This window comes from Streptomyces sp. NPDC031474 (assembly GCF_055581185.1).
Window position 1 is genome coordinate 335,785 of sequence record NZ_JBVIJX010000006.1, and the last position, 25,712, is coordinate 361,496.

Genomic DNA, 25,712 nt, shown 5'->3' on the forward strand with positions numbered 1-25,712 from the left:
TGCGATTGCTTCGGCTCTTGCTTGCCCGACGAGCCTGTCGAACGCGGCGAGTTCGACGCGGCCGTCGGCTCGTGCCACGCGAACGGCTCGTGGCGCGCGTGACTGTCGTGGCGCGCGTGACTGTCGTGGCTCTCGTGGGGGTCCCGCCCTTCGGCTTCTCCGCTCACGCCGGAGCCTCCATGGCTATCCGCAGGGCGGCGATGCCGCGCGAGCCGTACGCCTTGACCGAGCCGAGGGAGATGCCGAGGGTCTCGGCGACCTGGGCCTCGGTCATGTCCGCGAAGTAGCGCAGCACGAGGACCTCGCGCTGGCGGCGCTGGAGGCCCTTCATCGCCTTGATGAGCGAGTCGCGCTCCAGCTGGTCGTAGGCGCCCTCCTCCGCGCTGGCCATGTCCGGCATCGGCTTGGAGAGCAGCTTCAGGCCGAGGATGCGGCGGCGCAGCGCGGAGCGCGAGAGGTTGACGACGGTCTGGCGGAGGTAGGCGAGGGTCTTCTGGGGGTCGCGGACGCGTTTGCGCGCGGAGTGGACGCGGATGAAGGCCTCCTGGACGACGTCCTCGCAGGAGGCGGTGTCGTCGAGGAGGAGGGCGGCGAGACCGAGCAGCGAGCGGTAGTGCGCCCGGTAGGTCTCGGTGAGGTGATCGACGGTGGTTCCGGCCGCCACGGCCTCTTCGACGTCGTCACGCTGACTGGGTATGCGGGCGGGCCGCGCTGCTGGCATGGGCGCGATCACCGGCATGCCGCCGGGCGCGCCGGGCATGCGGGGTCGCAGGACGGCGCGAGCCATCGGGAGTTCGAGTACCTCAGCCACGCCAGTTGGACACACGTCCCCCCACGGAGGTTGTACGTGCCGGGCGTCACTTTTACGTCGGACGAGGCCACGTCTACCCGTCTCATGTGTCCCGCTCTTCCCTTGTATCCCATATGAACGGGCGTCCCCACGCCCGGATCACGGCGTCCCCACGCCGGGACCGCAAAGACGCTCCCCGCCCTGCGCGCGGTTGCACAGAACGGGGAGGAAGTCTTGGGGCAATCTTCAAACGACAACGCTGTCCGATACAAGGGTTCCGAACCATCGACCGGCTCACACTTTCCCAAGGCTCTGGCCAGGGCTTTTGTCGACAGATCCGGAACAGTTCCTGACTCGCGAGTCAGCCCAGCTCCGCCGCCACCAGCTCCGCGATCTGCGCGGTGTTCAGGGCGGCCCCCTTGCGCAGGTTGTCCCCGCACACGAACAGTTCGAGCGCCGTCGGGTCGTCGAGAGCCCGCCGCACCCGGCCCACCCAGGTCGGGTCGGTGCCGACGACGTCGGCGGGTGTGGGGAACTCGCCCGCGGCCGGGTTGTCGAAGAGGACGACGCCGGGGGCCGTCGCGATGATCTCGCGGGCGCCGTCGACGGTGACCTCGTCCTGGAAGCGGGCGTGGACGGTGAGGGAGTGCGTGGTGACGACGGGGACGCGCACGCAGGTCACGGCCACCGGCAGCTTCGGCAGTCCGAGGATCTTGCGGGACTCGTCCCGCACCTTCATCTCCTCCGACGACCAGCCGTCCTCGCGCAGCGAGCCCGCCCACGGGACGACGTTCAGCGCGACCGGCTCCGGGAACGGCCCGGTGTTGTCGCCGACGGCCCGCCGCACGTCCCCGGGGCTGGTCCCCAGCTCGGTGCCGGCGACCAGCGTCATCTGCTGCCGCAGCGTCTCCACCCCGGCCCGCCCGGCCCCGCTCACCGCCTGGTAGGAGGAGACCACCAGCTCGCGCAGCCCGTACTCGGCGTGCAGCGCGCCCAGGGCGACGATCATCGACAGGGTCGTGCAGTTGGGGTTGGCGACGATGCCGCGCGGCCGGTTGCGCACCGTGTGCGCGTTGACCTCGGGGACGACCAGCGGCACGTCCGGGTCCATCCGGAAGGCGCCGGAGTTGTCCACCACGACCACGCCCTTGGCGGCGGCGATCGGCGCCCAGTGCGCGGCGACCTCGTCGGGGACGTCGAACATGGCGACGTCGACCCCGTCGAAGACCTCCTCCGACAGGGCCAGCACCTCGACCTCGGCGCCGCGCACGGCCAGCTTGCGGCCGGCCGAGCGCGGCGAGGCGACGAGTCTGATCTCGCCCCAGACATCCGCCCGCTGGGACAGGATCTGGCGCATGACGGTGCCGACGACTCCGGTCGCCCCGACGAGCGCGAGCGTCGGCCGCCTGCGGGCGGACATCCCAGGCTGTACGGCCATCAGCGGCCGGTGCCTCCGTAGACGACGGCTTCGTCGCTGTCGGAGTCGAGGCCGAAGGCGCTGTGCACGGCGCGCACGGCCTCGTTGACGTCGTCGGCGCGCGTCACGACCGAGATGCGGATCTCGGAGGTCGAGATGAGCTCGATGTTGACGCCCGCGTCGGCCAGGGCCTTGAAGAAGTCGGCCGTGACACCGGGGTTCGTCTTCATGCCCGCGCCGACCAGCGAGATCTTGCCGATCTGGTCGTCGTAGCGCAGCGAGTCGAAGCCGATGCCGGAGCGGTTCTTCTCCAGGGCGTCGATGGCCTTGCGGCCCTCGGCCTTGGGGAGCGTGAAGGAGATGTCCGTCAGGCCGGTGGAGGCCGCGGACACGTTCTGCACGATCATGTCGATGTTGATCTCGGCGTCGGAGATCGTGCGGAAGATCGCGGCGGCCTCGCCCGGCTTGTCCGGCACGCCGACGACCGTGACCTTGGCCTCGGAGGTGTCGTGCGCGACACCGGAGATGATGGCCTGCTCCACCGGCTTGTCCCCTTGCTCGATCGGTGCACTGCTGACCCACGTGCCCTGCAGTCCGCTGAAGGACGAGCGGACGTGGATCGGGATGTTGTAGCGGCGGGCGTACTCCACACAGCGGTGGAGCAGCACCTTGGAGCCGGAGGCCGCGAGCTCCAGCATGTCCTCGAAGGCGATCCAGTCGATCTTCCGCGCCTTCTTCACCACGCGCGGGTCGGCGGTGAAGACGCCGTCCACGTCGGTGTAGATCTCGCAGACCTCGGCGTCCAGCGCGGCGGCGAGGGCGACGGCCGTGGTGTCGGACCCGCCGCGCCCCAGTGTGGTGATGTCCTTCTTGTCCTGGCTGACACCCTGGAACCCGGCGACGATGGCGATGTTGCCCTCGTCCAGCGCGGTCCGGATGCGGCCCGGCGTGACGTCGATGATCCGGGCTTTGTTGTGGACCGAGTCGGTGATGACGCCTGCCTGGCTGCCGGTGAAGCTCTGGGCGCTGTGGCCCAGGTTTTTGATCGCCATCGCCAGCAGGGCCATGGAGATCCGCTCTCCGGCGGTCAGCAGCATGTCGAACTCTCGTCCGCTGGGCATCGGTGACACCTGCTCGGCGAGATCGATCAGCTCGTCCGTCGTGTCGCCCATCGCGGAAACGACGACGACCACCTGGTGGCCGTTCTTCTTCGCTTCCACAATCCGCTTGGCGACGCGCTTGATGCCCTCGGCATCGGCTACGGAGGAGCCTCCGTACTTCTGCACGACAAGGCCCACGTGCGCTCCTCGCTCAGTTCGTTCGTTTCCGCACATACGCCCTTGTACTGCGGTCGGCTCAGTCTAACGAGCGCCCGAAATTCACCTCCCGAGTACCGCATCGTGAGATGTCCGGACGCCCGCTCCGGGGAGTCCCTTCCCACTGAGGCCGAAGTGATAGCTGTGGATTAAGTTTCAAGCACTTCGCACGCACTATCGTGCGGCTGTGCACGTACTCCTGGTGGAAGACGACGAGCCGGTCGCCGAGTCGCTGCGGCGCGGACTGAAGCGCTACGGCTTCGAGGTCGACTGGGTCACCACGGGCGCCGCCGCCCTCGCCCACTCCGGCCCCTACGACGTCGTACTGCTGGACCTCGGACTGCCCGACACCGACGGCCTCGACGTCTGCAAGGCGCTGCGCGAGCGCGGCAACGTGCCGATCATCGTGATCAGCGCCCGCAGCGACGAGACGGACCGCGTGGTCGGCCTGGAGCTGGGCGCCGACGACTACGTGTCCAAGCCGTTCGGGGTGCGGGAGGTCATCGCGCGGATACGGGCGGTGATGCGGCGCGTCCAGCCGCGTACGGCCGCCGCCCCCGAGAGCGGCGCCGACCGCTACGGCGCCCGCCTGACCATCGACCGCAAGGCGGCCCGCGTCCATGTGGACGGCGAGGAGGTCTCCCTCGCGCCCAAGGAGTACGACCTGCTCTCCTTCCTCACCGAGGAGCCGGGCGCGCTGATGTCGCGCGAGCAGATCATGGAAGCCGTCTGGGACGCGAACTGGTTCGGGCCGACGAAGACGCTGGACGTGCATGTGGCGGCCCTGCGGCGGAAGTTCGCCGGGGTCGTCGCCATCGAGGCGGTGCGGGGCGTCGGCTTCCGCCTGGAGATCGTCAAGGACCCGGAGACCGTCAAAGGCCCGGGAGGCGTCAAAGGCCCAGGAAGCGTCAAGGACCCGGAGACCGTGAAGGGTCCCGAGTCCTCATGAACCGCCAGCTCATCCGCAGCTACATCCTGCTCGTCGCGGTCGCGATCCTGCTGTTCACGGTGCCGGTGGCCTTCACCCTCACCAAGCAGCTGCGGGACGACACCGAGCTGTCCGTCATGCGCGAGGCCAACACGATGGCGCTGCTGCTGGGCAACGGCGACCGCATCTCGTGCGAGGCGCTGACCGAGGTGGCGAACGCGTACGGCCGCAAGACCCCCGGCGACGTCCAGGTCACCCCCACCGGCAGCTGCGCCCCGGACCTGCCGCGGCCCACCGCGGACGCGGCGCTGACCCGGGCCGTGCAGAAGAACGATGCGACGACCGACTGGGGCTCGGACTTCATCTGGGGCAAGCACCTGACGATCACCGTGCCCGCCCAGGGCGACGCGGCCGTACGGATCGTCTACTCGACCTCGGACATGACCAGGCGACTCTGGCAGATCTGGGGCTTCAGGGCCGGGCTCGCCGTGCTCGTCCTGGCGGCGGCCGCCGCGATCGGCGCGATCGCCGCCCGCCGGATCACCGCCCCGCTGCGCGCGCTCAACTCCATGGCGAGCAGGTTCAGCGACGGCGATCTGACGGCCCGCTCCCCCGTGGCGGGCCCGCCGGAGACGCAGACCCTGGCGATCACCCTCAACCAGGCGGGCGAACGCCTCGACACGCTGATCGCCTCGCAGCGGATCTTCGTCGCGGACGCCTCGCACCAGCTGCGGACCCCGCTGACGGCGCTCCGTCTCTCCCTGGACAACATCGCCGACGGCGTCGACGACGAGTTCGTACGGGAGGACGTGGAGCAGGCGACCGCCGAGGTGGTGCGGATGAGCCGCCTGGTCAACGGGCTGCTGGTGCTGGCGCGGGCCGAGGCCAAGGTGACGGCCGCCGAACCGCTGTCGCTGACGGACATCGTGGCCGAACGGCTGTCGGTGTGGAGGCCGGCCGCCGACGAGCGCGGAGTCACCATCGCGCTCAGGGGGAGTGGTGTCGACGACCGGCCGTCTGTGCTGGCCAGCCCCGGCCATCTGGACCAGGTGCTGGACAACGTGCTCTCGAACGCCCTGGAGGTGTCACCGGACGGCGGGACGATCACCGTCCGGGCGGAGTCGAAGGGCGACAAGGTGGTGCTGTCGGTCCTCGACGAGGGTCCGGGCATGTCGGACGCGGAGAAGTCCCGCGCCTTCGACCGCTTCTGGCGCGGTCAGGGCCTCACCGGGCGCTCCGGCTCCGGTCTCGGCCTCGCCGTCGTCAAACAACTGGTGACCGACGACGGCGGGACGGTGACCCTGGTGGACGCTCCCGGGGGCGGGCTGTGCGTGCGGATCACGCTGCGGGCCGCACAGCGCGCCGGGTGAGCGTGGGCTGATCAGCCCTCGGGCATCGCGGACGAGTGGTGGTTGACGATCTTCCACTGGCCGCCGCGCTTCTCGTACTCGTAGGTGTAGCGGGCCTCGACGACCTTCTTCTTGCCGGTGGCCTTGTCGGTGAGCGTGAACTGGTACACGCCGGAGTCGAGGGCGGAGTTGCTGTCGAGGACGTTGACGTGCGTCTCGATCTTCTTGCCGACCGGCTTGTTCTGGAGGAAGTGCTCCATGTAGTCGACGATGCCGGCGCGGTCCGTGCGGACCTTGTTGGACAGGGTGGGCAGCAGGACCGCGTCCTTGGCGTAGCGGTCGGCCACGATCTCGGGATCGCCGGTCTTCAGCGCGGCGTTCCAGCCGTCGAAGAGGGCGGCGATCTGCTTCTTGGTGGGCTTGGCGGGCTTGTTGTCGCCGGCCGCACTGACCCCGGCCGTCACCGTGGCGGCGGTGGCGAGGGCGGTGGCGGTGACGAGGGCGGCGCGTATACGGGTCTTGCGGGTCATCGCAACTCCTGTGCGGCTGGTGCTTGTTGGGATGACTCAAGATTCGCGTGCGGCCGGTTAGCGCCCGTGCAGCCGTCGTACAGGGGACGTTTAAGACCTCTCCAACGTTCGCCGACCGTCAGGAGCGGGCGGGCTTGCCGCGGTCGCGGACCAGGCCGGCACCTGCCCCGAGGGAGACGACGCCCATGCCGACGGCGGTCAGCACACCCTGCGATCCGTCGACCGCGAACGGTGCGACCGCGGCGAGGACGAGGTTGAAGAGGAAGAGGAACCACAGGACGGGGCGGGAGGACAGCAGGGCCTTCATGACAGGGCTTCCTTCGTGACAGGTGTCCGGGGAGATCCAGGGGGACCGTCCGCTTGCGAGATCAACGATCCCGTCCCCGATCTGCTGGAACGAGGGAGCGCACTCCCGAACCGATGGTGTAGGCAGGTACACCGTGACGAACGGGACGTGGGGGACGGGCGAGGCGCTGCTCGCCGGGATCGTGCTGCTGGGGTCGGGCGTGCAGTGGCTGACCGGGATGGGCTTCGCGCTGGTGGCCGTCCCCGCGCTGGTGCTGCTGCTGGGCCCGGCCCAGGGGGTGGTCCTGGCGAACTGCGCGGCGGGCGCGATCAGCGTGGTGGGTCTGGCGGGCGGCTGGCGCCGGGTGCGTCCGGCGGCGATGGTCCCGTTGTGCGTGGCCGCCGCCTGCACGGTTCCGGCGGGCTCCTGGCTGACCCGCCGGCTCCCGGAGCCCGTCCTGCTGCTGGTGATGGGCGCGCTGGTGACGGTGGCCGTCGTGCTCGTCATGCGGGGCGCGCGGATACCCGCCCTGCGCGGCGCCCGGGGCGCGGTCCTGGCCGGCGCGGCGGGCGGCTTCATGAACTCGGCGGCGGGCGTCGGCGGCCCCCCGGTCTCCCTGTACGCCGTCAACGCGGGCTGGACGGTACGGGAGTTCGTGCCGAACGCGCAGTTCTACGGCGTCGTCGTGAACGCCTTCTCGGTGGCGGCGAACGGGGTGCCGAAGCTGGCCGCTCCCCAATGGGCCGCGGTCGCCGTCGCGATGACGGTGGGCGCGTCGATCGGCAGGGCGCTCGCGGGGCGACTGCCGGAGCGGCGGGCCCGACTCCTGGTGCTGGGGCTTGCGTTGGCAGGTGGAGTGACGGCCGTGGGGAAAGGACTCTTCGGCATTTCCTGACCGTCCAACCGGTTTGACATGTGCGTCGGACATGTCCTTGGCCTAGGTGTCACTGCTCGTGCATCATTGACCCGGCCTTCATTCGAGGAGCCGTTCCACGCGGTGACGACCGGCCGCCCGGCCGCGGAGGTTGACGATGGTCACGCCCGACCGCATCCACGTGATCTTCGTACACGGTCTTTTCTCGTCGGCGGGCGTGTGGAAGTCGTTCACCGAACTGCTCGCCGCGGACGAGGAATTGCGGGACCGCATCGACGTCCGGCCCTTCCCCTACAATTCCCCGCGCCTGCGATTACGGCCCGACCGGCGTATCGCCGATATCGACGACATCGCCGACCGACTGGGCACCTGGCTGCGCGGCAACTGCTCCGACGGCGCACCGGTCGTGCTGGTCACCCACAGCCAGGGCGGACTCATCGTGCAGCGACTCCTGGCGCGCACCCTGTGGCGGGGCCGCGGGCACGAACTCGCGCACATCCAGCACATCGTGATGTACGCATGTCCGCACAACGGTTCGGGATTCTTCCTGTACCTGCGGAAAATGCTGATGTTCTGGAATCACCCGCAGGAACGCGCACTGCGACCGCTCAGCAACCGCGCGTTGCTGGAATCCCAGCGAACGGTGCTGGAAAAGGTCGTACGGCCCACCGGGAAATCCGATACGGAATGCTCGATTCCCATATCCGCCTATGGCGGGCAGACCGACAATGTCGTACCGGCCGTCACAGCGACAACTCCCTTCCCGGACGGCGGAGTCATCGAGGGCGACCACTTCTCGATAGTCCAGCCGCAGGACAAGAACGCCGAGTCGTACTCCGTCCTGCGGTCGGTGCTTTGGGAGATCGCCGCGGAAAGCCCCGCCGCCTCCGCCCCCGAGCCGGAACCCGAGCCCGAGCCGGAGCCCGAATCCGATCCCGAGCCCGAGCCGCCCCTCTCCATCACGCTGCCTCTCATGGACGGCAAGCTGCACGGCGAGGAACGCCGGCGGATCATCTCCTCGGTCGTCTCCTCCGCACCCGGGGTGCATGTGCTGGCCGGCGCGGGCGGCAGCGGCAAGAGCCGGCTGGCGCTGGAGATAGCCACCCAGGCGGCGGACCGGGGACGCCGGGTCTGGTGGGTGCGCGTCAACCAGCTCAGTGCCTGTATGCGGGCCGTGGCCAGGGAGCTCGGCATCCCCGACAGCCAGGCCGACGTCGCCTGGAAGCGGCGCAGCCAGGCGGACCTCGTCTGGCGTTTCCTCAACGAGTCCCCGCAGCCGTGGCTGATCGTCTTCGACAACGCCGACGAGCCGCAGCGCCTCGGCCCCGGCGGAGGCGCCGTCAAGGACGGAACGGGCTGGCTGCGGCCCCCACGCGGCTCGAACGGCCTGGTCGTGGTGACCAGCCGGGTCCTCAACCAGGACGTGTGGGGCACCTGGAGCCAGGTCCGCGAGGTGCCCAGACTCGACGAGCGCGACGGCGCCGCCCTCCTCATCGAGTGCGCCGGCGCCGAGGCCGGCACCCGCGAACAGGCCCGCCATCTGTCGAGCCAGCTCGGCGGTCTCCCGCTGGCCCTGCGCACGGCGGCGAAGTACATCCAGTCCGTCCGCGAGAACAAAGTCTCCCTCGGCTCCACGGACATCCGCGACTTCCAGAGCTACGGCAGGGCCTGGGCCCGCAACTTCGCCTCTCCCGCGGGCATCCGGGGCGACGGCGGCACCCTGCTCGGCCTGGAGAAGATCGTCGACGAGGTGTGCGGCATCTCCCTGCGGCTGCTCGAACGCACCCTGCCCCAGGCCGGCCCCCTGCTGCGGGCCTTCGCCTGCATGAACATCGCCCCGATCCCGTACCGCAGACTGCTCGGCGGAACCGCGACCGTGCAGTCCCCGCTGTGGGCGGAGTTCACCGTCGCCCAGCGGGACGAGGTGATCACCGGGCTGCAGGACCTCGGCCTGATCGAACCGGACCGCCTCCGGGCCGGCTTCCTCTCGCTGCACCCGGTCGTCCACGCGATCCTGCGCGACGACCCGGACGTCCACCGGCGCAGCGCCGACTACTACGACCTCGCCGTGCGGATGCTCCTCGACGCGGTGCACGAACAGGACCCCGACTACCCCGAGTCCTGGCCGGTCTGGGAACCGGTCATGCCCCACGCCATCGAGGTCACGCGCTCCGTGCTGCGCGCCGACGGCCCCACCGACGCCCGCGGCGTGCTCGACGGGGCCCTGGAACTGGCCCGGCTCACCAGCCGCTACCTCCTGGTCGCGGGACACCTCGGCCTGGCCCGCGAACTGGTGTCGCCGATCATCGGCGACTGCGACGCCTTCGGCAGTCACCCCGACGACCGGGAGATCCTCGGACTGCGCCACGAGAAGGGCCGCATCTTCCTGGAGGCCGGCGAACTTCCCTCGGCCGAGGCCGAGTTGCGGGCGGTCGCGGCCCGCCGCAAGGAGATCTTCGGCGACCTGAACCCCGACACGCTGGCCAGCCTGCACAAACTGGCCCGGGCCATCCTGGAGCAGGAGAACGGCGCTCCCGAGGCAGAGGAGATCCTGCGCAAGGTCGTCCACGACGAGCGCAGCGTACGGGGCGAGGAGCACGCCGACACCATGGTCGTCCGGCACACCCTCGGACGCGCCCTGCTCGCCCAGGGACGGGCCGCGGAGGCGGAGACGCACCTGCGGGAGATCCTCGCCATCCGGCTGCGCAAATGGGAGCCCGGCACGCCCGAGACCCTGCACGCGCGCGAGACCCTGGCGCGCAGCCTGCTGGAACAGGAGAAGGTCGACGAGGCGGTCACCGTCATCGACGCGGCACGGCGGGACGCCAGGCAGCCCGACGACTCCCACCCGGTGATGCGGCTGCGCTACTGCGCCGCCTACGCCCTGCTGCTCCAGGGTCGGGTCGACGAGGCCGGCGCCCTGCTGACGTCGCTCCTCGCCGACCAGCGCCGGGTCCTCGGCGAGTCGCATCCCGAGGTACGCCTGACGCAGACCCTGCTCGACCGCATCCGCAAGGACCTCTGACGCCCCACACCCCCTGCCCGGCCGGCCCCGACCAGCCGCTGCCAGGCATGCGTTACTGCGTGAGGTTGGCAAAAACACTGCCCGGTAGGGGACTTGCGCCCTAGCATCGTCAGCCCGCACTCTCTGAGTGCTGACCGTGACCGCACCGCCACGCACGATGAACCAGGAAGCTTCAGGGGGGCCCGAGTGAACTCCTACGACGCGAGTGACACACCCGAGGTCGACACGTCCTTATCCGACGGACCCGAACCCGGGACGCTCGACGCGGACGACACGGCCAGCCCGCGCGAATCGTCCCGACGTGAGATCGCGCGACAGATCGCTCTCGAAGCCCTGCGAGCCGACCGCCATGTGCTGGAGATCAGCGCGGCCACGGCCTTCCGGGACTTCAGCTGTGCCCGACCGGCGTGAGTGAAGCACCGGCCTCAGAGCGGGATCACGAGAGACGGGACGTCGTCATGCAGCTCGCCGACTTGTCAGCTCGTTCAACAGCCCTGCCTCACGATCCGCACTTCCGCGTCGTCACCGCTCCCGCGTTCACCCGGGAGCGCCTCGCCGATCTCGCGGCCGGCCGCTGTGCGGCCCTGAGGGTGCCCGACGTCCTGCCCGCCGCCTCCTGCGCCGAGATCCTGCGCGCCCTGGAGTCCTCCCCCTTCGAGGCCTACGGCCGACAGCGCGTCCAGCCGCCCGTGATGCGGTTCGGCGTCGGGGTCAGCGACCACCGGGAGAGCGGTGCCATCGCGAGAAGCTACTGGCCGGCCGTGGAGGCGAGCCGGGCTGCCTGGGACCGGCTCGGCCTGCCCTACGACCCGTTCGCACTGTGCCGGGAGGCACTGGGCGCCGACTGGCCCGGCGGGGTGTCGGTCGGCCGCAGGAACGGCCGGGAGCTGGCGCCGGGCGTCGCCCGCGAGCCCAACAACGGCTTCCAGGTCCACTTCGACGAGGCGCTGCGCGAGTTCCGGGAGGACCTGCTGGACGTCCCGCTGGTCGCCCAGTTCGCCTTCAACCTGTACCTCAGCGTCCCCGACTCGGGCGGGGAGACGGTCCTGTGGCGGCACCGCTGGCATCCGGCCGACGAGGCGCACCGGCTGCCGGGGTCCTACGGATACGCGGAGACGGTGGTGGCGGGCGCCGAGTCGGTCGAGATCAGCCCGACCGTCGGCGAGGCCCTCCTCCTCGACCCCCGCAACTTCCACGCCGTACGCCCCAGCAGCGGGGCCCGCCGGATCGCGCTGGGCTTCTCGATGGGGCTGAGCATGACGGGCGAACTGCTGGCCTGGGGATGACGGCCCCCCGACTGCGCTACGGTCGCCCGATGGAGGTTTTGCGCTACGTGGCCTTCGGCGCCGATCCGGCCGGGGGCAACCCCGCCGGTGTGGTGCTCGACGCCACCGGAATCGACGACGTGACCATGCTGGCGACCGCGGCCGAAGTCGGCTACTCGGAAACGGCGTTCGTGGTGCCGTCCGACGACGGCACCCTGACCGTCCGCTACTTCAGCCCGCTCGCCGAGGTGCCGTTCTGCGGCCACGCCACGATCGCCATGGCCGTCGCCCACGCCGACCGCCACGGCACCGGACCGTTGAGCCTGCGCACCAGCGTCGGCCCCGTCCCCGTCACCACCGCCGTGGCCGACGACGGGACGACGACGGCGACCCTGGTGAGCGTCGCCCCGCACACGGAGCCCCTCGCCCCGCCCGACCTGGCCGAGCTGCTGTCCGCGCTGCGCTGGTCCGCCGACGAGCTCGACCCGGCGCTGCCGCCCCGCACGGCCTACGCCGGCGCCCGGCACCCGGTCATCGCCGCGGCCGACCGCAGCCGCCTGGCCGACCTCGACTACGACATGCCCGCGCTCAGCGCCCTCATGGCCCGCCGGGACTGGACCACCGTCGACCTGGTCTGGCGGGAGTCGCCCACCGTGTTCCACGCCCGCAACCCCTTCCCGCCCGGCGGGGTCGTCGAGGACCCCGCCACCGGCGCGGCCGCCGCCGCCTTCGGCGGCTACCTGAGGGAACTCCGACTCACCCCGACACCGGCCACCTTGACGATCCATCAAGGCGAGGACATGGGCCGCCCGAGCACCATCACGGTGTCCGTGCCCGCCGAACGGGACAGCGGCATCGGCGTCACGGGCACGGCCGTGCCCATCTGACCGACGCGGGAGCGGTCAGCCGGCGTCCAGCGCGAAGACGACCTCGATCTCGACCGGCGAGTCCAAGGGCAGCCGGGCGACGCCCACCGTGCTGCGGGCATGACGCCCCGCGTCGCCGAACAGCGCGAGGAAGAGGTCGCTCGCGCCGTCGACGACACCGGTCTGCCCGCGGAAACCGTCGGCGCACGCCACGTACCCGACCACCTTCACCACGCCCGCCGGCGCCGCCCCGCCCGCCACGGAGTCCGCGGCGGCCAGCGCGGCGAGCGCGCACCGCCGGCTGAGCTCGTACGCCTCCTCGGCCGTCACCGTGTCCCCGACCCGGCCGGTGGCCACGAGAGCGCCGTCCACGAGGGGCACCTGCCCGGATACCGCCACCTGCCGACCGCTGCGCACCGCCGGGACGTACACGCCCTTGGGCGGGCTGACGTGCGGCAGCGCGAGACCCAGCTCGGCAAGACGCGCGAGCAGAGCCGCGCGGGCAGAGACGGGGGCCGGGGCAGGGGCAGAGGCCGGGGCAGGTGCATCGGCAGGGTGGTCTTCGGCCATCGCTTCCCGCTCCCCCGTCCGTCCCGTCGTCCGGTGTCCCCGCGCCGCGTTCGCGCGCGGTTACTTCGCCGGGCGGGCGCCCAGGTGGTCGCCGATCTCCTCCGCCATCACGCGGCCCGCCTCGAACTCCAGCGTCTCGTCGCCCAGCGGGCTCTGGTCGGTGTCGAGGCCGTCCAGTTCCTCCAGGGGCGCGTCCAGCCGGACGTGCGCGAGCACCGAGTGCAGGGCGCGCAGGGTCGCCGAGGCCGTGGAGCCCCAGTTGGAGAAGTAGGAGAACTGCCACCACCACAGCGCCTCGGTGGTGCGGCCCGCGCGGTAGTGGGCCATGCCGTGGCGCAGGTCGGCGATGACGTCGGCGAGGTCGTCGGAGATCCGGGCCGGGACGGGCGCCTTGCGGGGCTCGTAGGGGTCGAAGACCTCCGAGTAAACGTCCACCGGGTCCAGCAGTCTGGCCAGGTTCTCGCGGAGTTCGTCCGCGTCCGGCTCGAAGCCCGGGTCGGGCTCGTAGCGCTCGTCGGGGACGATGTCCTCGTGCGCGCCGAGCCGGCCGCCGGCCAGGAGCAGCTGGGACACCTCCAGGAGGAGGAAGGGGACCGCCGAGCCAGGCTCGTCGCCCTTCGCCACCTCCGTGACGGCTACCAGGAAGCTCTCGACCTGATCCGCGATCTGGACCGCGAAGTCGTCCGGATTCCGGTCGGTCGCGTGCAGCGTGGCGTCAGACATCTAGGAGTCGTCTCCCCTCGAAGGCGCGGCCGAGCGTGACCTCGTCCGCGTATTCCAGGTCTCCGCCCACCGGGAGGCCGCTGGCCAGGCGGGTGACCTTCAGGCCCATGGGCTTGATCATGCGGGCGAGGTACGTGGCCGTGGCCTCGCCTTCCAGGTTCGGATCCGTGGCCAGGATCAGTTCCGTGACCGTCCCGTCGGCCAACCGCGCGAGAAGTTCTCGTATACGCAGGTCGTCGGGACCGACACCCTCGATGGGGCTGATCGCGCCGCCGAGGACGTGGTACTTGCCGCGGAACTCGCGGGTGCGCTCGATCGCCACGACGTCCTTCGGCTCCTCGACGACACAGATGACCGTCGGGTCGCGGCGGGCGTCACGGCAGATGCCGCACAGCTCCTCCTGCGCCACGTTGCCGCAGGTCGCGCAGAAGCGGACCTTCGCCTTGACCTCCATGAGGCACTGCGCGAGCCGCCGTACGTCCGTCGGTTCCGCCTGGAGGATGTGGAAGGCGATCCGCTGCGCGCTCTTGGGACCGACGCCGGGCAGCCGCCCCAGCTCGTCGATGAGGTCCTGGACCACGCCTTCGTACACGGACTGCCGTCCTTCCTGGGTTTCCTTGCAGTACGTACGGTAGTTGGCCGGGGCCGGTCTTAGAAAGGCAGGCCCGGGATACCGCTGCCGCCGCCCAGGCCCTGGGCCAGCGGGCCGAGCTTCTGCTGCTGGAGCGTCTGCGCGTTCTCGTTGGCCGCGTGGACGGCCGCGACGATCAGGTCGGCGAGGGTCTCGGTGTCCTCCGGGTCCACCGCCTTCGGGTCGATCTGCAGGGCCCGCAGCTCGCCGGAGCCGGTCACAGTGGCCCTCACCAGGCCGCCGCCCGCCTGCCCGTCCACCTCCGTGTTCGCCAGCTCCTCCTGGGCACGGGCCAGGTCCTGCTGCATTTTCTGGGCCTGCTGGAGCAGCTGCTGCATGTTGGGCTGGCCACCACCGGGAATCACGATCGGCTCCTGTCTTCCTTGTTCCTGTCTGCCACTGAGCCTACGTGCTCCATGAGTGCGTCGCCCCGCCACTCTTTCGAGTGAGATACCTCGGTGGCCTATACCTGATCAAGACCTCCTTCCGGGCGGAAAAGCGACGAAAGCGTGCCCTTCGCCACCCATTGGGAGGTAGGAAGGGTCGGCACATTCAGCATCAGGCGTTACGCGGAGTCACTGAGTCATAAGGGAGTGCCGGGTGGGTCAGCCGGAGATGCAGCCCGAGGGTCCGCCTCAGGACGAGCGGGGCGAGGGCGCGGCCGGGCTGCGGCCGGGCGACCTGACCGGGCGGGCGCTCCCGCTCGGCGACTGGGGCGAGCCCGCCGAGCGGCTGGAGGAGCTGTACCGGTGGGTGGAGCGCGGGGCGCTGGAGACCGCCGCCTGGTACCTCGCCGACCGGGTGTGGAAGCGGCGGGGCGCACGGGCGCTGCGGGTCGGGGCGGCGGCGGGGGCGGTGTGCGGGGCCGCGCTGCCGTTGCTGGATCTGACCCGGGTGATGGGCGGGGTCGCCCCCTGGGGGTATCTGGCGCTGCTGCTGGCGGTGGCGTGCGTGGCGGTGGACCGGTTCTTCGGGGTGACGTCCGGCTGGATAAGGGACGTGGCGACCGCGCAGGCCGTGCAGCGGCGGTTGCAGGTGTTGCAGTTCGACTGGGCCTCGGAGAGCGTGCGGGAGGTGCTGGGGCCTGCGGAGGGGACGGCGAGTGAGGCCGCGGAGCGGTGTCTGGGGGTGTTGCGGCGGTTCTCGGAGGACGTGACGGATCTGGTGCGTACGGAGACGGCGGACTGGATGGTGGAGTTCCGCAGCGGGCCGACTCCTATGGGGATCCAGTCGGCGGTCGCCTCCGGCGGGCGGGTGGACGTCGGTGGCGGGTCCGGGCGGTTTCCTTCGCCGCCCGGGGTGAACGCTCGGCCGAACATGCCTCGGCAGCGGCCGCCGGAGCCGCGGTAGGACTGTTTTTCGCCCCCGCCGCCCCTACCCGTTCCCCTCCCTGGGCATCCCTGGGGGCTTCGCCCCCAGACCCCCTGTCGGCCCTTGAAGGGCCTCGTCCTCAAACGCCGGACGGGCTGGGTGTGCCGGACGGGCTGGGTGTGCTGGAGCTGCACAGCCGCAGGCCCTCCGGTGTCCAGCACGGTACGTGGCCGTGGGTGCGGATGACGTCCTGACCGTTGCCTCGGGTGAGGTAGGTGAGGAAGCTCGAGGCCAGGGAGTCGGCTGGGGGGCGGCCGTAGGTGTAGGCGTATTCGATCTCTCGGTAGGGGTAGTCGCTCGTGCCGTGTTCGATGGCGTCGACGGAGGGCGGGGCGCCGTCCAGGTCGAGCGGGTGCAGGCCCTTCACGCGGTCGGCCAGGTTGAGCTCGCTGTAGCCGATCGCGCCCGGGGTGGCCGCGACCGTCGCCAGCACCTGGTCGGTGGAGTCGAGTTCGCAGCGGATGACGGGGGCCGTCGGGTCGTCCTTGTGGACGCAGTCGACGGAGGAGTTCGCGATCTCACCGCGGCCCAGTACGCGCCGCTGGAACACCTGCCGGGTACCGGAGTTGGCGTCCCGGCTGACCAGGACCACCGGCAGGTTCGGGCCGCCGACCTCGTCCCAGTTGGCGATCTCCCCGCGGTACAGCCGCCGCACGTCCGCCGCGGCGAGGTTCTTCAGGCGTACGTCGTCGTGGACGACCAGCGCGAACACCGACACGGCGACGCGGTTCTCGCGCAGTTCGTCGAGCCCGGCCGGCTTGGGGCCGTCGGAGAGGGCGACGACCGGCGGGGAGCCCTTCTTGCGGGCGGCGCCGGCGGCGGCCAGTTCACGGATCCCGGCCGTCGAGCCGTGCGGGTCCACGGTGAGGTGCGCGCCCTCGCAGTCGCGTTCGTAGGTGGCCGCCACCTCCCGGATCACCGGGGCGAACGCCGTCGAGCCGGTGACGGTGAGCGTGCCGCGCTCGCAGCCGATCGGGGGCCGCGAGTCGTCCCGTACGACGACGATCGTCGCGAGGGTGACGACGCAGACGGTGAGGAGGATGGAGATCAGCCGGGAGGCGCGGCTGAACAGGGGCGGGGTGTCGTCCGGGGTGGCGCTGCGGTTGGGGTGGACCTCGCCGTCGCGCAGCCCGCCGTACAGCCGGATGCCGCGGCCGACGTCGCCGCCGGACAGCAGCACCAGCAGCTTGAAGTGCTCGCGGGGGTTGAGCGGGACGCGCGGTATGCGCAGGGTGTTGCCGTCGTAGCCGAAGCCGCGGTCCGCGGTGAAGTGGTCCATGAGGTGGTCGGTGTCGGTCGGCTGGGTGACCGACACCCCGCGGATGGTGCGGTCGGTGAAGACGGCGGTCAGCCCGTGGCGTTCGGGACCGGTGTAGTCGTCCCGGGCGATGCCCTGCGAGCCGTCGTTCTCGATGCGCAGGAGGACGAGCGTGGCGTCGACCATGGCCGGGGCCTCGTCGAAGAGGCCGAGCCGGCGGTTGGCGCGGCCGGATCTGACGTCGTCGCCGATCGGGTTGTCCATCTGCACGCGATACCCGATGCGCTTACGGCGCGGAGTCCGGCGCTCGTACCAGACCATGATCCCGGAGGCGACGATGCCGACGGCGGCCGTACCGATGGCCACCACGTTCTCCGCGTTCAGCCACTGCACTGTGGGTGCCCCCGCAACTCCCGGCAGTCGTTCGTGAGTTCACCGTACGGCTGTCCGAAGGCGTCGGCGGGGCCCGTCGGCCGACGTTCGCCCGACGTTCACCCCTTGGTGTAGGTGAGCTTCTCCCCGGTGCCGGTGTTGACGCGTTGCAGCGTGCCGTCGGCGAGCAGGGTGACCTCGGAGGCGGCGCCGGGGCTGCACGAGGTGAGGGGTTCGCCGGCGGTGACCTTGGAGGGGCCGATCGCCAACGGGCCGTCGCCGCGGGGCCGTTCGGTGAGGTCGGCGCTGAACTCGCAGTGGTAGGTGTCGCCGTCGGCGACGAGGGCGAGCACCGGGTCGCCCACCGTGCCCTGGCGGATGGTGAGCCGGCGCTTGTTCGTGCCGCTCGCGTTCTCGATCGTGGTGGTCCAGGTGCCGAGGTAGGCCGCCGGGACCACACCGGCCGACGACGACGGGGAGGGAGAGGGGGACGCGGACTGTGCGGGGGTCGTCGGTGTCGAGGCCTTCGGGGGCGGGGAGTTCGAGGCTCCCGGGCCGGGCGTCGGCTGCGCGGTGGCGTCGCCGTCGCCGTTCAGGAACGCGTACACCGAGCCGCCGGCGGCGATCGCGACCACCAGGGCGACCAGGACCAGCAGCGCGGTCGTACGGCGGTTGCGGCGCGGGGGTTCCTGCGGGTCGGCGCCGGTCTGCCCGTAGGGGGCGCCGCCGCCGTCCGCGTACGGGTTGTACGGGGCCGGGGCGCCCGGCGCCGGGGACCAGGCGCCCGACGGCTGGGGCGGGTAGCCGTAGGCGGGGGCGGCGGCCGGGTGTTGCTGGGGGTGGCCGTACGCCGGGTGGGCCGGGGCGGTTTCCGCGCCGGGCGGGGGTGACTGCGGCGGGATGCCGTCGGGGCCCGCGAGCAGGGTGGGGCGGTGGGCCGGGGAGAACGCGTCGCCGCGTGGGCCGGAGTGTTCCGGGGTGGCTTCGCGGGCGGTCGCCGGGTGCTCGGGGAAGGCCGGGGAGGCGGGGTGGGAGAGGCCGGCGCCGTCCGTGCCCTCGGGGTCCTCCGCCTCCAGCAACCGCACTGCGTGACGGCCGAGTTGGGCGACGAGGGCGCCGGGCAGCCAGGGGTCGCGGGAGCGGCCGTCGGAGACGGTGTCGTCGGCGCCCGTGAGCTCCAGGACGCGGTCCGGGGTGGGGCGGGCGGCCGGGTCCTTGCGCAGACAGGCGCGGACCAGGTCGGCGATGCCCTCGGGGACGCCGGTCAGGTCGGGTTCGTCCTCGACGATGCGGAACATCAGGGCGTGCGCCGCGCTGTCGGCGGATCCGAAGGGGAGGGTGCCGGTGGCGGCGTAGGCGAGGACGGAGCCGAGGCAGAAGACGTCGCTCGCCGGGGTGACTGCGTCGCCGCGCACCTGCTCGGGGGCCAGGAAGCCGGGCGAGCCGACCACCGCGCCGGCCCGGGTGAGCCGGCTCTCGCCGGTGACGCTCTCCAGCGCCCGTGCGACACCGAAGTCGATGACGCGGGGGCCTTCGATGGTGACCATCACGTTGGACGGCTTGAGGTCGCGGTGGACGATCCCGGCCGCGTGGATGTTGGTGAGCGCGTGCGCGAGCCCGGCGGCGAGGATGCGCACCGACCGCTCGGGCAGCGGCCCGTGGTCGTGGCCGACGACCTGCTGGAGGCTCGGGCCCGCGACATAGCCGGTGGCGACCCAGGGCACCTCGGCCTCGGTGTCGGCGTCCAGGACGGGCGCGGTCCAGAACCCGCCGACCCGCTGGGCGTTGCGCACCTCCTGGCGGAAACGCGCCCGGAACTCCTCGCGCGCCGCCAGCTCCCGCCGCACCAGCTTCACGGCGACCGTCCGCCCACGGTCCGAACGGGCGAGGTAGACCTGCCCCATCCCGCCCGCTCCCAGCCGCGCGAGCAGCCGGTAGCCGCCGATGCGCTGCGGGTCCCCGGGCCCCAGTTCCTCCATGGCAGCGCCGCCCTTCCCCCACATGTGTGATCGAGACATGTGTGTGCCGAGAATAAACCGGCCGTTCGGGCCGCCGCGTGGCGCGATGTCTACGGTTCCGTAACAGGCGGAGGCGGCGGAGAGGGAGTCGGCAGGGGCGGAGCGGACGGGGGCGGGAGCTCCAGGGCGTCCAGCAGCTTGGACAGGCGTTCCATCGCCTGCACGGCCTCGGCGAGTTCCGCCTCGCCGTATGCGGCGGCCAGCCGGTCGGCGAAGGCCGCGTGACCGGGGTGGATGCGGGCGATCGCGGCCCGGCCCTCCTGGGTGGGCGCCAGCAGCTTGGCGCGCCGGTGGGCCGGGTTCGGCCGGTATTCGGCCAGCCCCTTGTCCACCAGCAGGTCGGCGATGCGCTGGACGCTCTGCCTCGTGATGCCCATCTCTCGGGCGATCCCGGACACGGGCAGCGGCTCGCGCAGTACCGCGCCGAGCACCTGCCACCAGGCGGCGGTGAGCCCGGCGGGCCGGGCCAGTTCCTCGGCGACGGCGAGGAACTGGCCGTTCAGCCGGAAGACGCCGAGCGCGCTGCGGCTGAGCAACTCCTGACGCTCACGGCTCACGCCCGCGTCCTCGCCTTCTCCAGCACGGCGTGCGCCTGCGCGTCCGAGTCGTGGAACAGCCGGTACCAGGCCTCCAGCACCTCACCCTCGTACACGCCGAGGAGCCCGAGGATCTCGCGCGCGAAGGCGACCGGTTCGGTCGGACCGGCGGTGATCAGCCCGCGGTCGGTGACGGCGTCCGCCTCGACGTACCGCTCCGCGCCGCCGTACCCCGTCGCGGCCAGGTAGAACGAGACGGCGCTGGTGTGGTCCCGGTCGTCGAGCAGGCCCTCACGGGCGAGCCCTGCGGTGGCGCCGCAGATCGCGGCGACGGGCGTCCCCGCGTCGAGGAACTCCCGGGCCTTGCGGGCGAAGGGCGCGAGGTCGTCGGACGTGTCCCACAGGTCGGCGCCCGGGAGGATCAGCAGCGCGCTGCCCTCGGGGCGTACGCCGGCCAGGGCCAGGTCCGGCTGCACGCGCAGGCCGCCGATGCTGACGACCGGCTCGGCGCGGGACGCGCCGGAAGAGCGGGACGGCCCCGACACGCCCGACGCGCCCGACGCGCCGACCGTCCGGATCTCGTACCCGCCCCGCGCGAGATACGCGGTCGCGTGGCCCGTCTCCCAGTCGGCGAGCGTGTCGTACACGGCGAGATGCACAGGCTTGCGGCTCATGACTCCTCCTCAACCGAGCTATGACAACATGCTGTCATTTACGCAGTATGCTGTCAATGACGGCGCCGCCGCCGGGCACGCCCGACAACCTGTCGCGGATTCCCCCCGTCCACGGAACAGGACGCCGATATCCCTTCCGCATCGCGGACATTTACGCTCACTGGCATGACCCCTCAGATCGACCCCCAGGCCGGCGCGGCCGTGAAGGCCGCGGACCGCGCGCATGTCTTCCACTCCTGGTCCGCCCAGGAGCTCATCGACCCGCTCGCCGTGGCCGGCGCGGAGGGGTCGTACTTCTGGGACTACGACGGCAAGCGGTACCTCGACCTCACCAGCGGCCTCGTCTTCACCAACATCGGCTACCAGCATCCGAAGGTCGTCGCCGCGATCCAGGAGCAGGCCGCCCGCCTGACCACGTTCGCGCCCGCCTTCGCCGTCGAGGCCCGCTCGGAGGCGGCCCGGCTGATCGCCGAGCGCACCCCCGGCGACCTCGACAAGATCTTCTTCACCAACGGCGGCGCGGACGCCGTCGAGCACGCCGTGCGCATGGCCCGGCTGCACACCGGCCGGGCCAAGGTGCTCTCCGCCTACCGCTCGTACCACGGCGGCACGCAGCAGGCCGTGAACATCACCGGCGACCCCCGGCGCTGGGCCTCCGACAGCGCCTCCGCCGGGGTCGTGCACTTCTGGGCGCCGTTCCTGTACCGCTCCCGCTTCTACGCCGAGACGGAGGAGCAGGAGTGCGCGCGGGCGCTGGAGCACCTGGAGACGACGATCGCCTTCGAGGGGCCGGGTACGGTCGCCGCGATCATCCTGGAGACGATTCCGGGCACCGCCGGGATCATGCTCCCGCCGCCCGGCTACCTCGCGGGAGTGCGGGAGATCTGCGACAAGTACGGGATCGTCTTCATCCTGGACGAGGTCATGGCCGGATTCGGCCGCACCGGCGAGTGGTTCGCGGCCGACCTCTACGACGTCACCCCCGACCTGATGACCTTCGCCAAGGGCGTGAACAGCGGATATGTGCCGCTCGGCGGTGTCGCCGTCTCGGGCGCGATCGCGGACACCTTCGGGAAGCGGCCGTACCCCGGCGGGCTGACGTACTCCGGGCACCCGCTGGCCTGCGCCGCCGCCGTCGCGACGATCAACGTCATGGCGGAGGAGGGCATCGTCGACAACGCGAAGAACCTGGGCGCGTCCCTCGTCGGGCCGGGGCTGAAGGAGCTGGCCGAGCGGCACCCGAGCGTCGGCGAGGTGCGCGGTGCCGGCATGTTCTGGGCGGTCGAGCTGGTGAAGAACCGGGAGACCCGCGAGCCGCTGGTGCCGTACAACGCCGCCGGTGAGGCGAACGCGGCCATGGTCGCCTTCGGCGCCGCCGCGAAGAAGGCCGGGGCGTGGCCGTTCGTGAACATGAACCGGACACACTTCGTGCCGCCGCTCAACGTCTCCGAGTCGGAGGTCAAGGAAGGGCTCGCGGCCCTGGACACCGCCCTCTCGGTGGCCGACGAGTACACGCAGTAGGAGCAGAACGGTCCTGACGCGTGTAAGGGCTTGAAATCTTCGAACGCGTAAGGTGGCGTGCTCGTACATACCGACGAGCACGCCACCTTTTGCAGTGTCCGAGCATTTCGCACCCGACGATGGAGACGCCCTGACCATGTCCGGCAGCAGCGGCAACGGCGCCGTGACGCGCAGCACCCTGCGACAGCAGATCGCCGACGCGCTTCGCGACGAGGTGCTGGGCGGACGGCTGCAGCCGGGGCAGGAGTTCACGGTGAAGGAGATCGCCGAGCAGTACGGCGTCTCCGCGACCCCCGTCCGCGAGGCCCTCGTCGATCTCTCCGCCCAGGGCCTGCTGGAGGCCGACCAGCATCGGGGCTTCCGGGTCCACGAGTACTCCGTCGAGGACTACCGGGGCATGATCGAGGCGCGCAGCCTGATCATCGAGGCGATGTTCGTCGCCATCGACGAGGGCCGCCAGCCCCAGCAGAACCTGGACGAACCGCGGATCGCCGCCGCCATCGCGGGGATACGCCGGCGCGGCGAGGAGGCGCAGCGGGCCGCCGCCGCCGGTGACCTCACCGTCCTCATCGGCTACGACCTGCGTTTCTGGCGCGAGCTGAGCTCCCTGTTCGGCAATCCCTACCTCGCCGACTTCCTGCACCGGCTGCGCGTGCAGTCCTGGGTGTGCACGGTGCAGCACCTGCGGCGGCTGACCGATCTGCGCGGCTGCCTGTGGTCCGGGCACACCGAACTCGTCGACGCCCTGTACGGCCGCGACACCGCCGCCGCCCGCGTGATCCTCGCCGCGTACAACGCCGACTCCATCGGCCTGATCGAACGACTGGCGGCCGGATGAGCCGGGCGGACGCCACCGCGCCCCGCACCACGGCCGTCGAACTCTCCGTCGTCGTCCCCGCCTACAACGAGGAGCGGCGGCTCGGCGCCACCCTGGACGCGGTGACCCGCCATCTCGACGCGACGGGGAGCCACTGGGGCAGCTGGGAGATCCTGGTCGCCGACGACGGGTCCACCGACGCCACCCGCGAGCTCGTCACCGTGCGCCGCGACCCCCGCGTGCGGCTCGTCCTCGGTACCGGCTCCGGCAACCGGGGCAAGGGGCACGCGCTGCGGCTCGGGGTGGCCGCCAGCCGGGGCCGGCACATCCTGGTCACGGACGCCGATCTCGCCACCCCCATCGAGGAGTTGGGACGGCTGGAGAAGGCGCTCGCCGACGGTCACGCGGCGGCGATCGGCTCCCGGGCGGTCCCCGGCGCGACCCTGGGCGACCGGCAGCACCGGATCCGCGAACTCCTCGGCACGGCGGGCAACCTGCTCATACGCCGGACGACCCTGCGCGCGATACGCGACACCCAGTGCGGGTTCAAGCTGTTCGACGGCGACAAGGCGCGGGCCGCCTTCGCCGCCTCGCGTCTCAACGGCTGGGCCATCGACGTGGAGGTGCTGCGGTACTTCCAGCGCGCCGGCTGGCCGGTCGCCGAGACGCCGGTGCACTGGTCGCACCAGCCCGGCTCGAAGGTCCGTCCCGTGGACTACCTCCGGTTCCCGCGCGACCTGGTCCGGCTGCGGATCCCCGCCCTGAGACCCGTGGACGTCCTGGCCGTCGTCCTGTTCCTCGCGATGGCCGTGGCCCTCTACTCGGGCCGCGTCCTGGACCCCGCCCACCGCTATCTCACCGACTCCCTCCAGGACCAGAACCAGTGGGAGTGGTTCTTCGCGGTGACCGCCGACAACGTGGCCCACCTGCGCAACCCCCTCTTCACCGACCTCCAGGGCTTCCCCGACGGCGTCAACCTGATGGCCAACACGGCGATGCTGGGCCTGTCCGTCCCGCTCACGCCCGTCACCCTGCTGCTCGGCCCGGCCGTCACCCTCAGCCTGGTGATGACGCTGGGCCTGGCCGCCACCGCCGCCGCCTGGTACCGGCTCATCGTGCGACGGCTCGTCCGGCAGCGGGCGGCCGCCTTCGCCGGGGCCGCGCTGGCCGCGTTCGCACCGCCGATGATCAGCCACGCCAACGCCCACCCGAACTTCGTCGTCCTGTTCATGATCCCGCCGATCATCGAGCGCGCCCTGCGGCTGACGACCGGTGCGCCCGTCACCCGGGACGCGGTCGTCCTCGGCCTGATGGCGGGCTACCAGTTCTTCCTCGGCGAGGAGCCCCTGCTGCTCGCCGCGCTGGGCATGGTCCTGTTCGCGCTCGCCTACGCGGCCGTACGCCCCGGCGTGGCGCGCAAGGCCGCCCGCCCGCTGCTGAACGGTCTGGCGATCGCCGCCGCCGTCTGTCTGCCGCTCGTCGTCTACCCGCTGGCCTGGCAGTTCTCCGGACCGCAGAGCTACTCCGGCATCCACCACGGCAGCGCGCCCGGCGTCGCCAACTCCGCCCGAGCGCTGCTGTCGTTCGCCGAGCGCTCCCTGATCGCGGGCGACGCCGACCGCGCCGACGCCCTCTCCCTCAACCCGACCGAACAGAACGCCTTCTACGGCTGGCCGCTGGCCCTGCTGGCGTTCGCGATCACGGTACGGCTGTGGCGGCGGCCCGCGGTCAAGGCGCTGGCCTGCACGGCGGCCGGCGCGGCGGTGCTGTCCCTCGGCCCGCGCATCCCGCTCCCCCTCACCGACACCACCGTCCCCGGCCCCTGGAGCCTGCTCGCCGGTCTCCCCCTCTTCGAGTCGGTCATCGAGAGCCGGGTCGCGCTGGTCTGCGCCCCCGCACTGGGCATGCTGCTCGCCCTGGCGATCGACCGGCTGGCGCAGGCCCGCCGCCTGGGCACCCAGTACGCCGGAGCGCTCGCCGTCTGCCTCGCCCTGCTCCCCCTCGTCCCGGCCCCGCTGAAGTCCGAGCCGCGCGCCGTCACGCCCGCCTTCTTCACCGACGGCTCCTGGAAGACGTACGTCCGCTCCGGCGAGACCCTCGTCCCGGTGCCGCTCGCCGAACCCGAGGACGCCGAGGCGCTGCACTGGCAGACGGCGGCCGGCCTCGGCTTCCGGATGCCCGGCGGCTACTTCAACGGCCCCTACGGCGACGGCGACCGCACCGGCGTCTACGGCGTCCCGCTGCGGTTCACGGCGAGCCTGCTCCGCGACGTGCGCTACACGGGCGTGGTCCCGGCGATCGACGCCCGCGCCCGGACCGAGGCCCGCGAGGACTTCGCGTACTGGCGGGCGGGCGCCCTGGTGCTCGCCCCGCAGCCACGCGCCGACCGGCTGCGTGAGACGGTGGAGAAGCTGGTGGGCCGACCGGGTAGGTGGGTGGCCGGAGTGTGGGTATGGGACCTGCACCAGGGGACGCAGGACGGGAGCTGACGTGCGCGGCAGCGACTACCCTGCCCTGACCGGCAACGGAAACCGCGACCGCAACCGCAACCGCAACCGCAACCGCGATGGCAACG

The 25,712-nt window shown here is 71.7% G+C and carries 24 protein-coding genes; 11 read left to right on the plus strand and 13 right to left on the minus strand.

The window, feature by feature from the left end; genetic code table 11:
- Positions 1-163: 163 nt before the first annotated feature.
- From ACZ5SK_RS14540 to ACZ5SK_RS14550, 3 genes are all read right to left on the minus strand, one after another.
- Positions 164-739, minus strand: a complete 576-nt coding sequence (locus ACZ5SK_RS14540; protein WP_334581237.1) for a SigE family RNA polymerase sigma factor — start codon at positions 737-739, stop codon at positions 164-166.
- A gap of 412 nt (positions 740-1,151) precedes the next feature.
- Positions 1,152-2,210: an aspartate-semialdehyde dehydrogenase gene (locus ACZ5SK_RS14545; RefSeq protein ID WP_334581238.1), complete on the minus strand. Its 1,059-nt coding sequence runs from the start codon at positions 2,208-2,210 to the stop codon at positions 1,152-1,154.
- A 17-nt stretch (positions 2,211-2,227) separates the two neighbouring features.
- Positions 2,228-3,505, minus strand: a complete 1,278-nt coding sequence (locus tag ACZ5SK_RS14550; protein ID WP_079660855.1) for an aspartate kinase — start codon at positions 3,503-3,505, stop codon at positions 2,228-2,230.
- A 205-nt stretch (positions 3,506-3,710) separates the two neighbouring features.
- Between ACZ5SK_RS14550 and ACZ5SK_RS14555 the strand changes: the two genes are divergently transcribed.
- Both ACZ5SK_RS14555 and ACZ5SK_RS14560 read left to right on the plus strand, forming a co-directional pair.
- A complete protein-coding gene (locus ACZ5SK_RS14555) occupies positions 3,711-4,472 on the plus strand; it encodes a response regulator transcription factor (RefSeq protein WP_334578299.1) in 762 nt (253 codons plus the stop codon).
- Positions 4,469-5,821: a HAMP domain-containing sensor histidine kinase gene (locus ACZ5SK_RS14560; RefSeq protein WP_334578300.1), complete on the plus strand. Its 1,353-nt coding sequence runs from the start codon at positions 4,469-4,471 to the stop codon at positions 5,819-5,821. The genes ACZ5SK_RS14555 and ACZ5SK_RS14560 overlap by 4 nt, the downstream gene beginning before the upstream one ends.
- A gap of 11 nt (positions 5,822-5,832) precedes the next feature.
- On the opposite strand, the gene ACZ5SK_RS14565 is transcribed toward ACZ5SK_RS14560, so the two are convergent.
- Both ACZ5SK_RS14565 and ACZ5SK_RS14570 read right to left on the minus strand, forming a co-directional pair.
- Positions 5,833-6,330, minus strand: coding sequence for an SgcJ/EcaC family oxidoreductase (locus tag ACZ5SK_RS14565; RefSeq protein ID WP_334578301.1), 498 nt, complete (start codon positions 6,328-6,330; stop codon positions 5,833-5,835).
- Positions 6,331-6,448: 118 nt separating this feature from the next.
- On the minus strand, positions 6,449-6,637 hold the full coding sequence (locus ACZ5SK_RS14570) for a hypothetical protein (protein WP_334578302.1): 189 nt from the start codon (positions 6,635-6,637) through the stop codon (positions 6,449-6,451).
- A 133-nt stretch (positions 6,638-6,770) separates the two neighbouring features.
- On the opposite strand from ACZ5SK_RS14570, the gene ACZ5SK_RS14575 reads away from it, so the two are divergent.
- The 5 genes from ACZ5SK_RS14575 (at position 6,771) to ACZ5SK_RS14595 (ending at position 12,667) form a co-directional block, all read left to right on the plus strand.
- On the plus strand, positions 6,771-7,511 hold the full coding sequence (locus ACZ5SK_RS14575) for a TSUP family transporter (protein WP_468576059.1): 741 nt from the start codon (positions 6,771-6,773) through the stop codon (positions 7,509-7,511).
- Between the two features lie 136 nt (positions 7,512-7,647).
- A complete protein-coding gene (locus tag ACZ5SK_RS14580; RefSeq protein WP_334578304.1) occupies positions 7,648-10,515 on the plus strand; it encodes an alpha/beta hydrolase in 2,868 nt (955 codons plus the stop codon).
- A 186-nt stretch (positions 10,516-10,701) separates the two neighbouring features.
- Positions 10,702-10,926, plus strand: a complete 225-nt coding sequence (locus ACZ5SK_RS14585) for a hypothetical protein (RefSeq protein WP_334578305.1) — start codon at positions 10,702-10,704, stop codon at positions 10,924-10,926.
- A gap of 47 nt (positions 10,927-10,973) precedes the next feature.
- A complete protein-coding gene (locus tag ACZ5SK_RS14590) occupies positions 10,974-11,801 on the plus strand; it encodes a 2OG-Fe(II)-dependent halogenase WelO5 family protein (protein ID WP_334578306.1) in 828 nt (275 codons plus the stop codon).
- A 29-nt stretch (positions 11,802-11,830) separates the two neighbouring features.
- Complete coding sequence (locus ACZ5SK_RS14595) at positions 11,831-12,667, plus strand: PhzF family phenazine biosynthesis protein (RefSeq protein WP_334578307.1); 837 nt, start codon at positions 11,831-11,833, stop codon at positions 12,665-12,667.
- A gap of 15 nt (positions 12,668-12,682) precedes the next feature.
- On the opposite strand, the gene ACZ5SK_RS14600 is transcribed toward ACZ5SK_RS14595, so the two are convergent.
- Genes ACZ5SK_RS14600 through ACZ5SK_RS14615 form a run of 4 tightly spaced genes read right to left on the minus strand, consistent with a single transcriptional unit; the run spans position 12,683 to position 14,935 of the window.
- On the minus strand, positions 12,683-13,216 hold the full coding sequence (locus ACZ5SK_RS14600) for a RidA family protein (protein WP_457495129.1): 534 nt from the start codon (positions 13,214-13,216) through the stop codon (positions 12,683-12,685).
- A gap of 60 nt (positions 13,217-13,276) precedes the next feature.
- Positions 13,277-13,939, minus strand: coding sequence for a DUF5063 domain-containing protein (locus ACZ5SK_RS14605; protein WP_334578309.1), 663 nt, complete (start codon positions 13,937-13,939; stop codon positions 13,277-13,279).
- Positions 13,932-14,531, minus strand: coding sequence for a recombination mediator RecR (gene recR, locus ACZ5SK_RS14610; protein WP_079660860.1), 600 nt, complete (start codon positions 14,529-14,531; stop codon positions 13,932-13,934). The genes ACZ5SK_RS14605 and recR overlap by 8 nt, the downstream gene beginning before the upstream one ends.
- Before the next feature lie 59 nt (positions 14,532-14,590).
- On the minus strand, positions 14,591-14,935 hold the full coding sequence (locus tag ACZ5SK_RS14615; protein WP_079660861.1) for a YbaB/EbfC family nucleoid-associated protein: 345 nt from the start codon (positions 14,933-14,935) through the stop codon (positions 14,591-14,593).
- A 235-nt stretch (positions 14,936-15,170) separates the two neighbouring features.
- Between ACZ5SK_RS14615 and ACZ5SK_RS14620 the strand changes: the two genes are divergently transcribed.
- On the plus strand, positions 15,171-15,920 hold the full coding sequence (locus ACZ5SK_RS14620; protein ID WP_334578310.1) for an SLATT domain-containing protein: 750 nt from the start codon (positions 15,171-15,173) through the stop codon (positions 15,918-15,920).
- A 100-nt stretch (positions 15,921-16,020) separates the two neighbouring features.
- Here ACZ5SK_RS14620 and ACZ5SK_RS14625 read toward each other — a convergent pair whose 3' ends face one another.
- The 4 genes from ACZ5SK_RS14625 to ACZ5SK_RS14640 all read right to left on the minus strand — a co-directional run bounded on the left by ACZ5SK_RS14625 (position 16,021) and on the right by ACZ5SK_RS14640 (position 20,799).
- Complete coding sequence (locus tag ACZ5SK_RS14625; protein WP_468157717.1) at positions 16,021-17,592, minus strand: substrate-binding domain-containing protein; 1,572 nt, start codon at positions 17,590-17,592, stop codon at positions 16,021-16,023.
- 98 nt (positions 17,593-17,690) lie between these two features.
- Complete coding sequence (locus ACZ5SK_RS14630) at positions 17,691-19,550, minus strand: serine/threonine-protein kinase (protein WP_334581239.1); 1,860 nt, start codon at positions 19,548-19,550, stop codon at positions 17,691-17,693.
- Between the two features lie 89 nt (positions 19,551-19,639).
- Positions 19,640-20,146 (minus strand): MarR family winged helix-turn-helix transcriptional regulator, encoded by a 507-nt coding sequence (locus ACZ5SK_RS14635; protein WP_334578312.1) that lies wholly within the window; start codon positions 20,144-20,146, stop codon positions 19,640-19,642.
- Positions 20,143-20,799, minus strand: coding sequence for a DJ-1/PfpI family protein (locus ACZ5SK_RS14640; protein WP_334578313.1), 657 nt, complete (start codon positions 20,797-20,799; stop codon positions 20,143-20,145). The genes ACZ5SK_RS14635 and ACZ5SK_RS14640 overlap by 4 nt, the downstream gene beginning before the upstream one ends.
- A gap of 165 nt (positions 20,800-20,964) precedes the next feature.
- On the opposite strand from ACZ5SK_RS14640, the gene ACZ5SK_RS14645 reads away from it, so the two are divergent.
- From ACZ5SK_RS14645 to ACZ5SK_RS14655, 3 genes are all read left to right on the plus strand, one after another.
- A complete protein-coding gene (locus tag ACZ5SK_RS14645; protein WP_334578314.1) occupies positions 20,965-22,320 on the plus strand; it encodes an aspartate aminotransferase family protein in 1,356 nt (451 codons plus the stop codon).
- A 136-nt stretch (positions 22,321-22,456) separates the two neighbouring features.
- Entirely contained in the window at positions 22,457-23,158 is a 702-nt protein-coding gene (locus ACZ5SK_RS14650; RefSeq protein WP_334578315.1) for a GntR family transcriptional regulator, read from the plus strand.
- Positions 23,155-25,626, plus strand: a complete 2,472-nt coding sequence (locus ACZ5SK_RS14655) for a dolichyl-phosphate beta-glucosyltransferase (RefSeq protein ID WP_361704797.1) — start codon at positions 23,155-23,157, stop codon at positions 25,624-25,626. Before ACZ5SK_RS14650 ends, ACZ5SK_RS14655 begins: the two co-directional genes overlap by 4 nt.
- Positions 25,627-25,712: the final 86 nt, after the last annotated feature.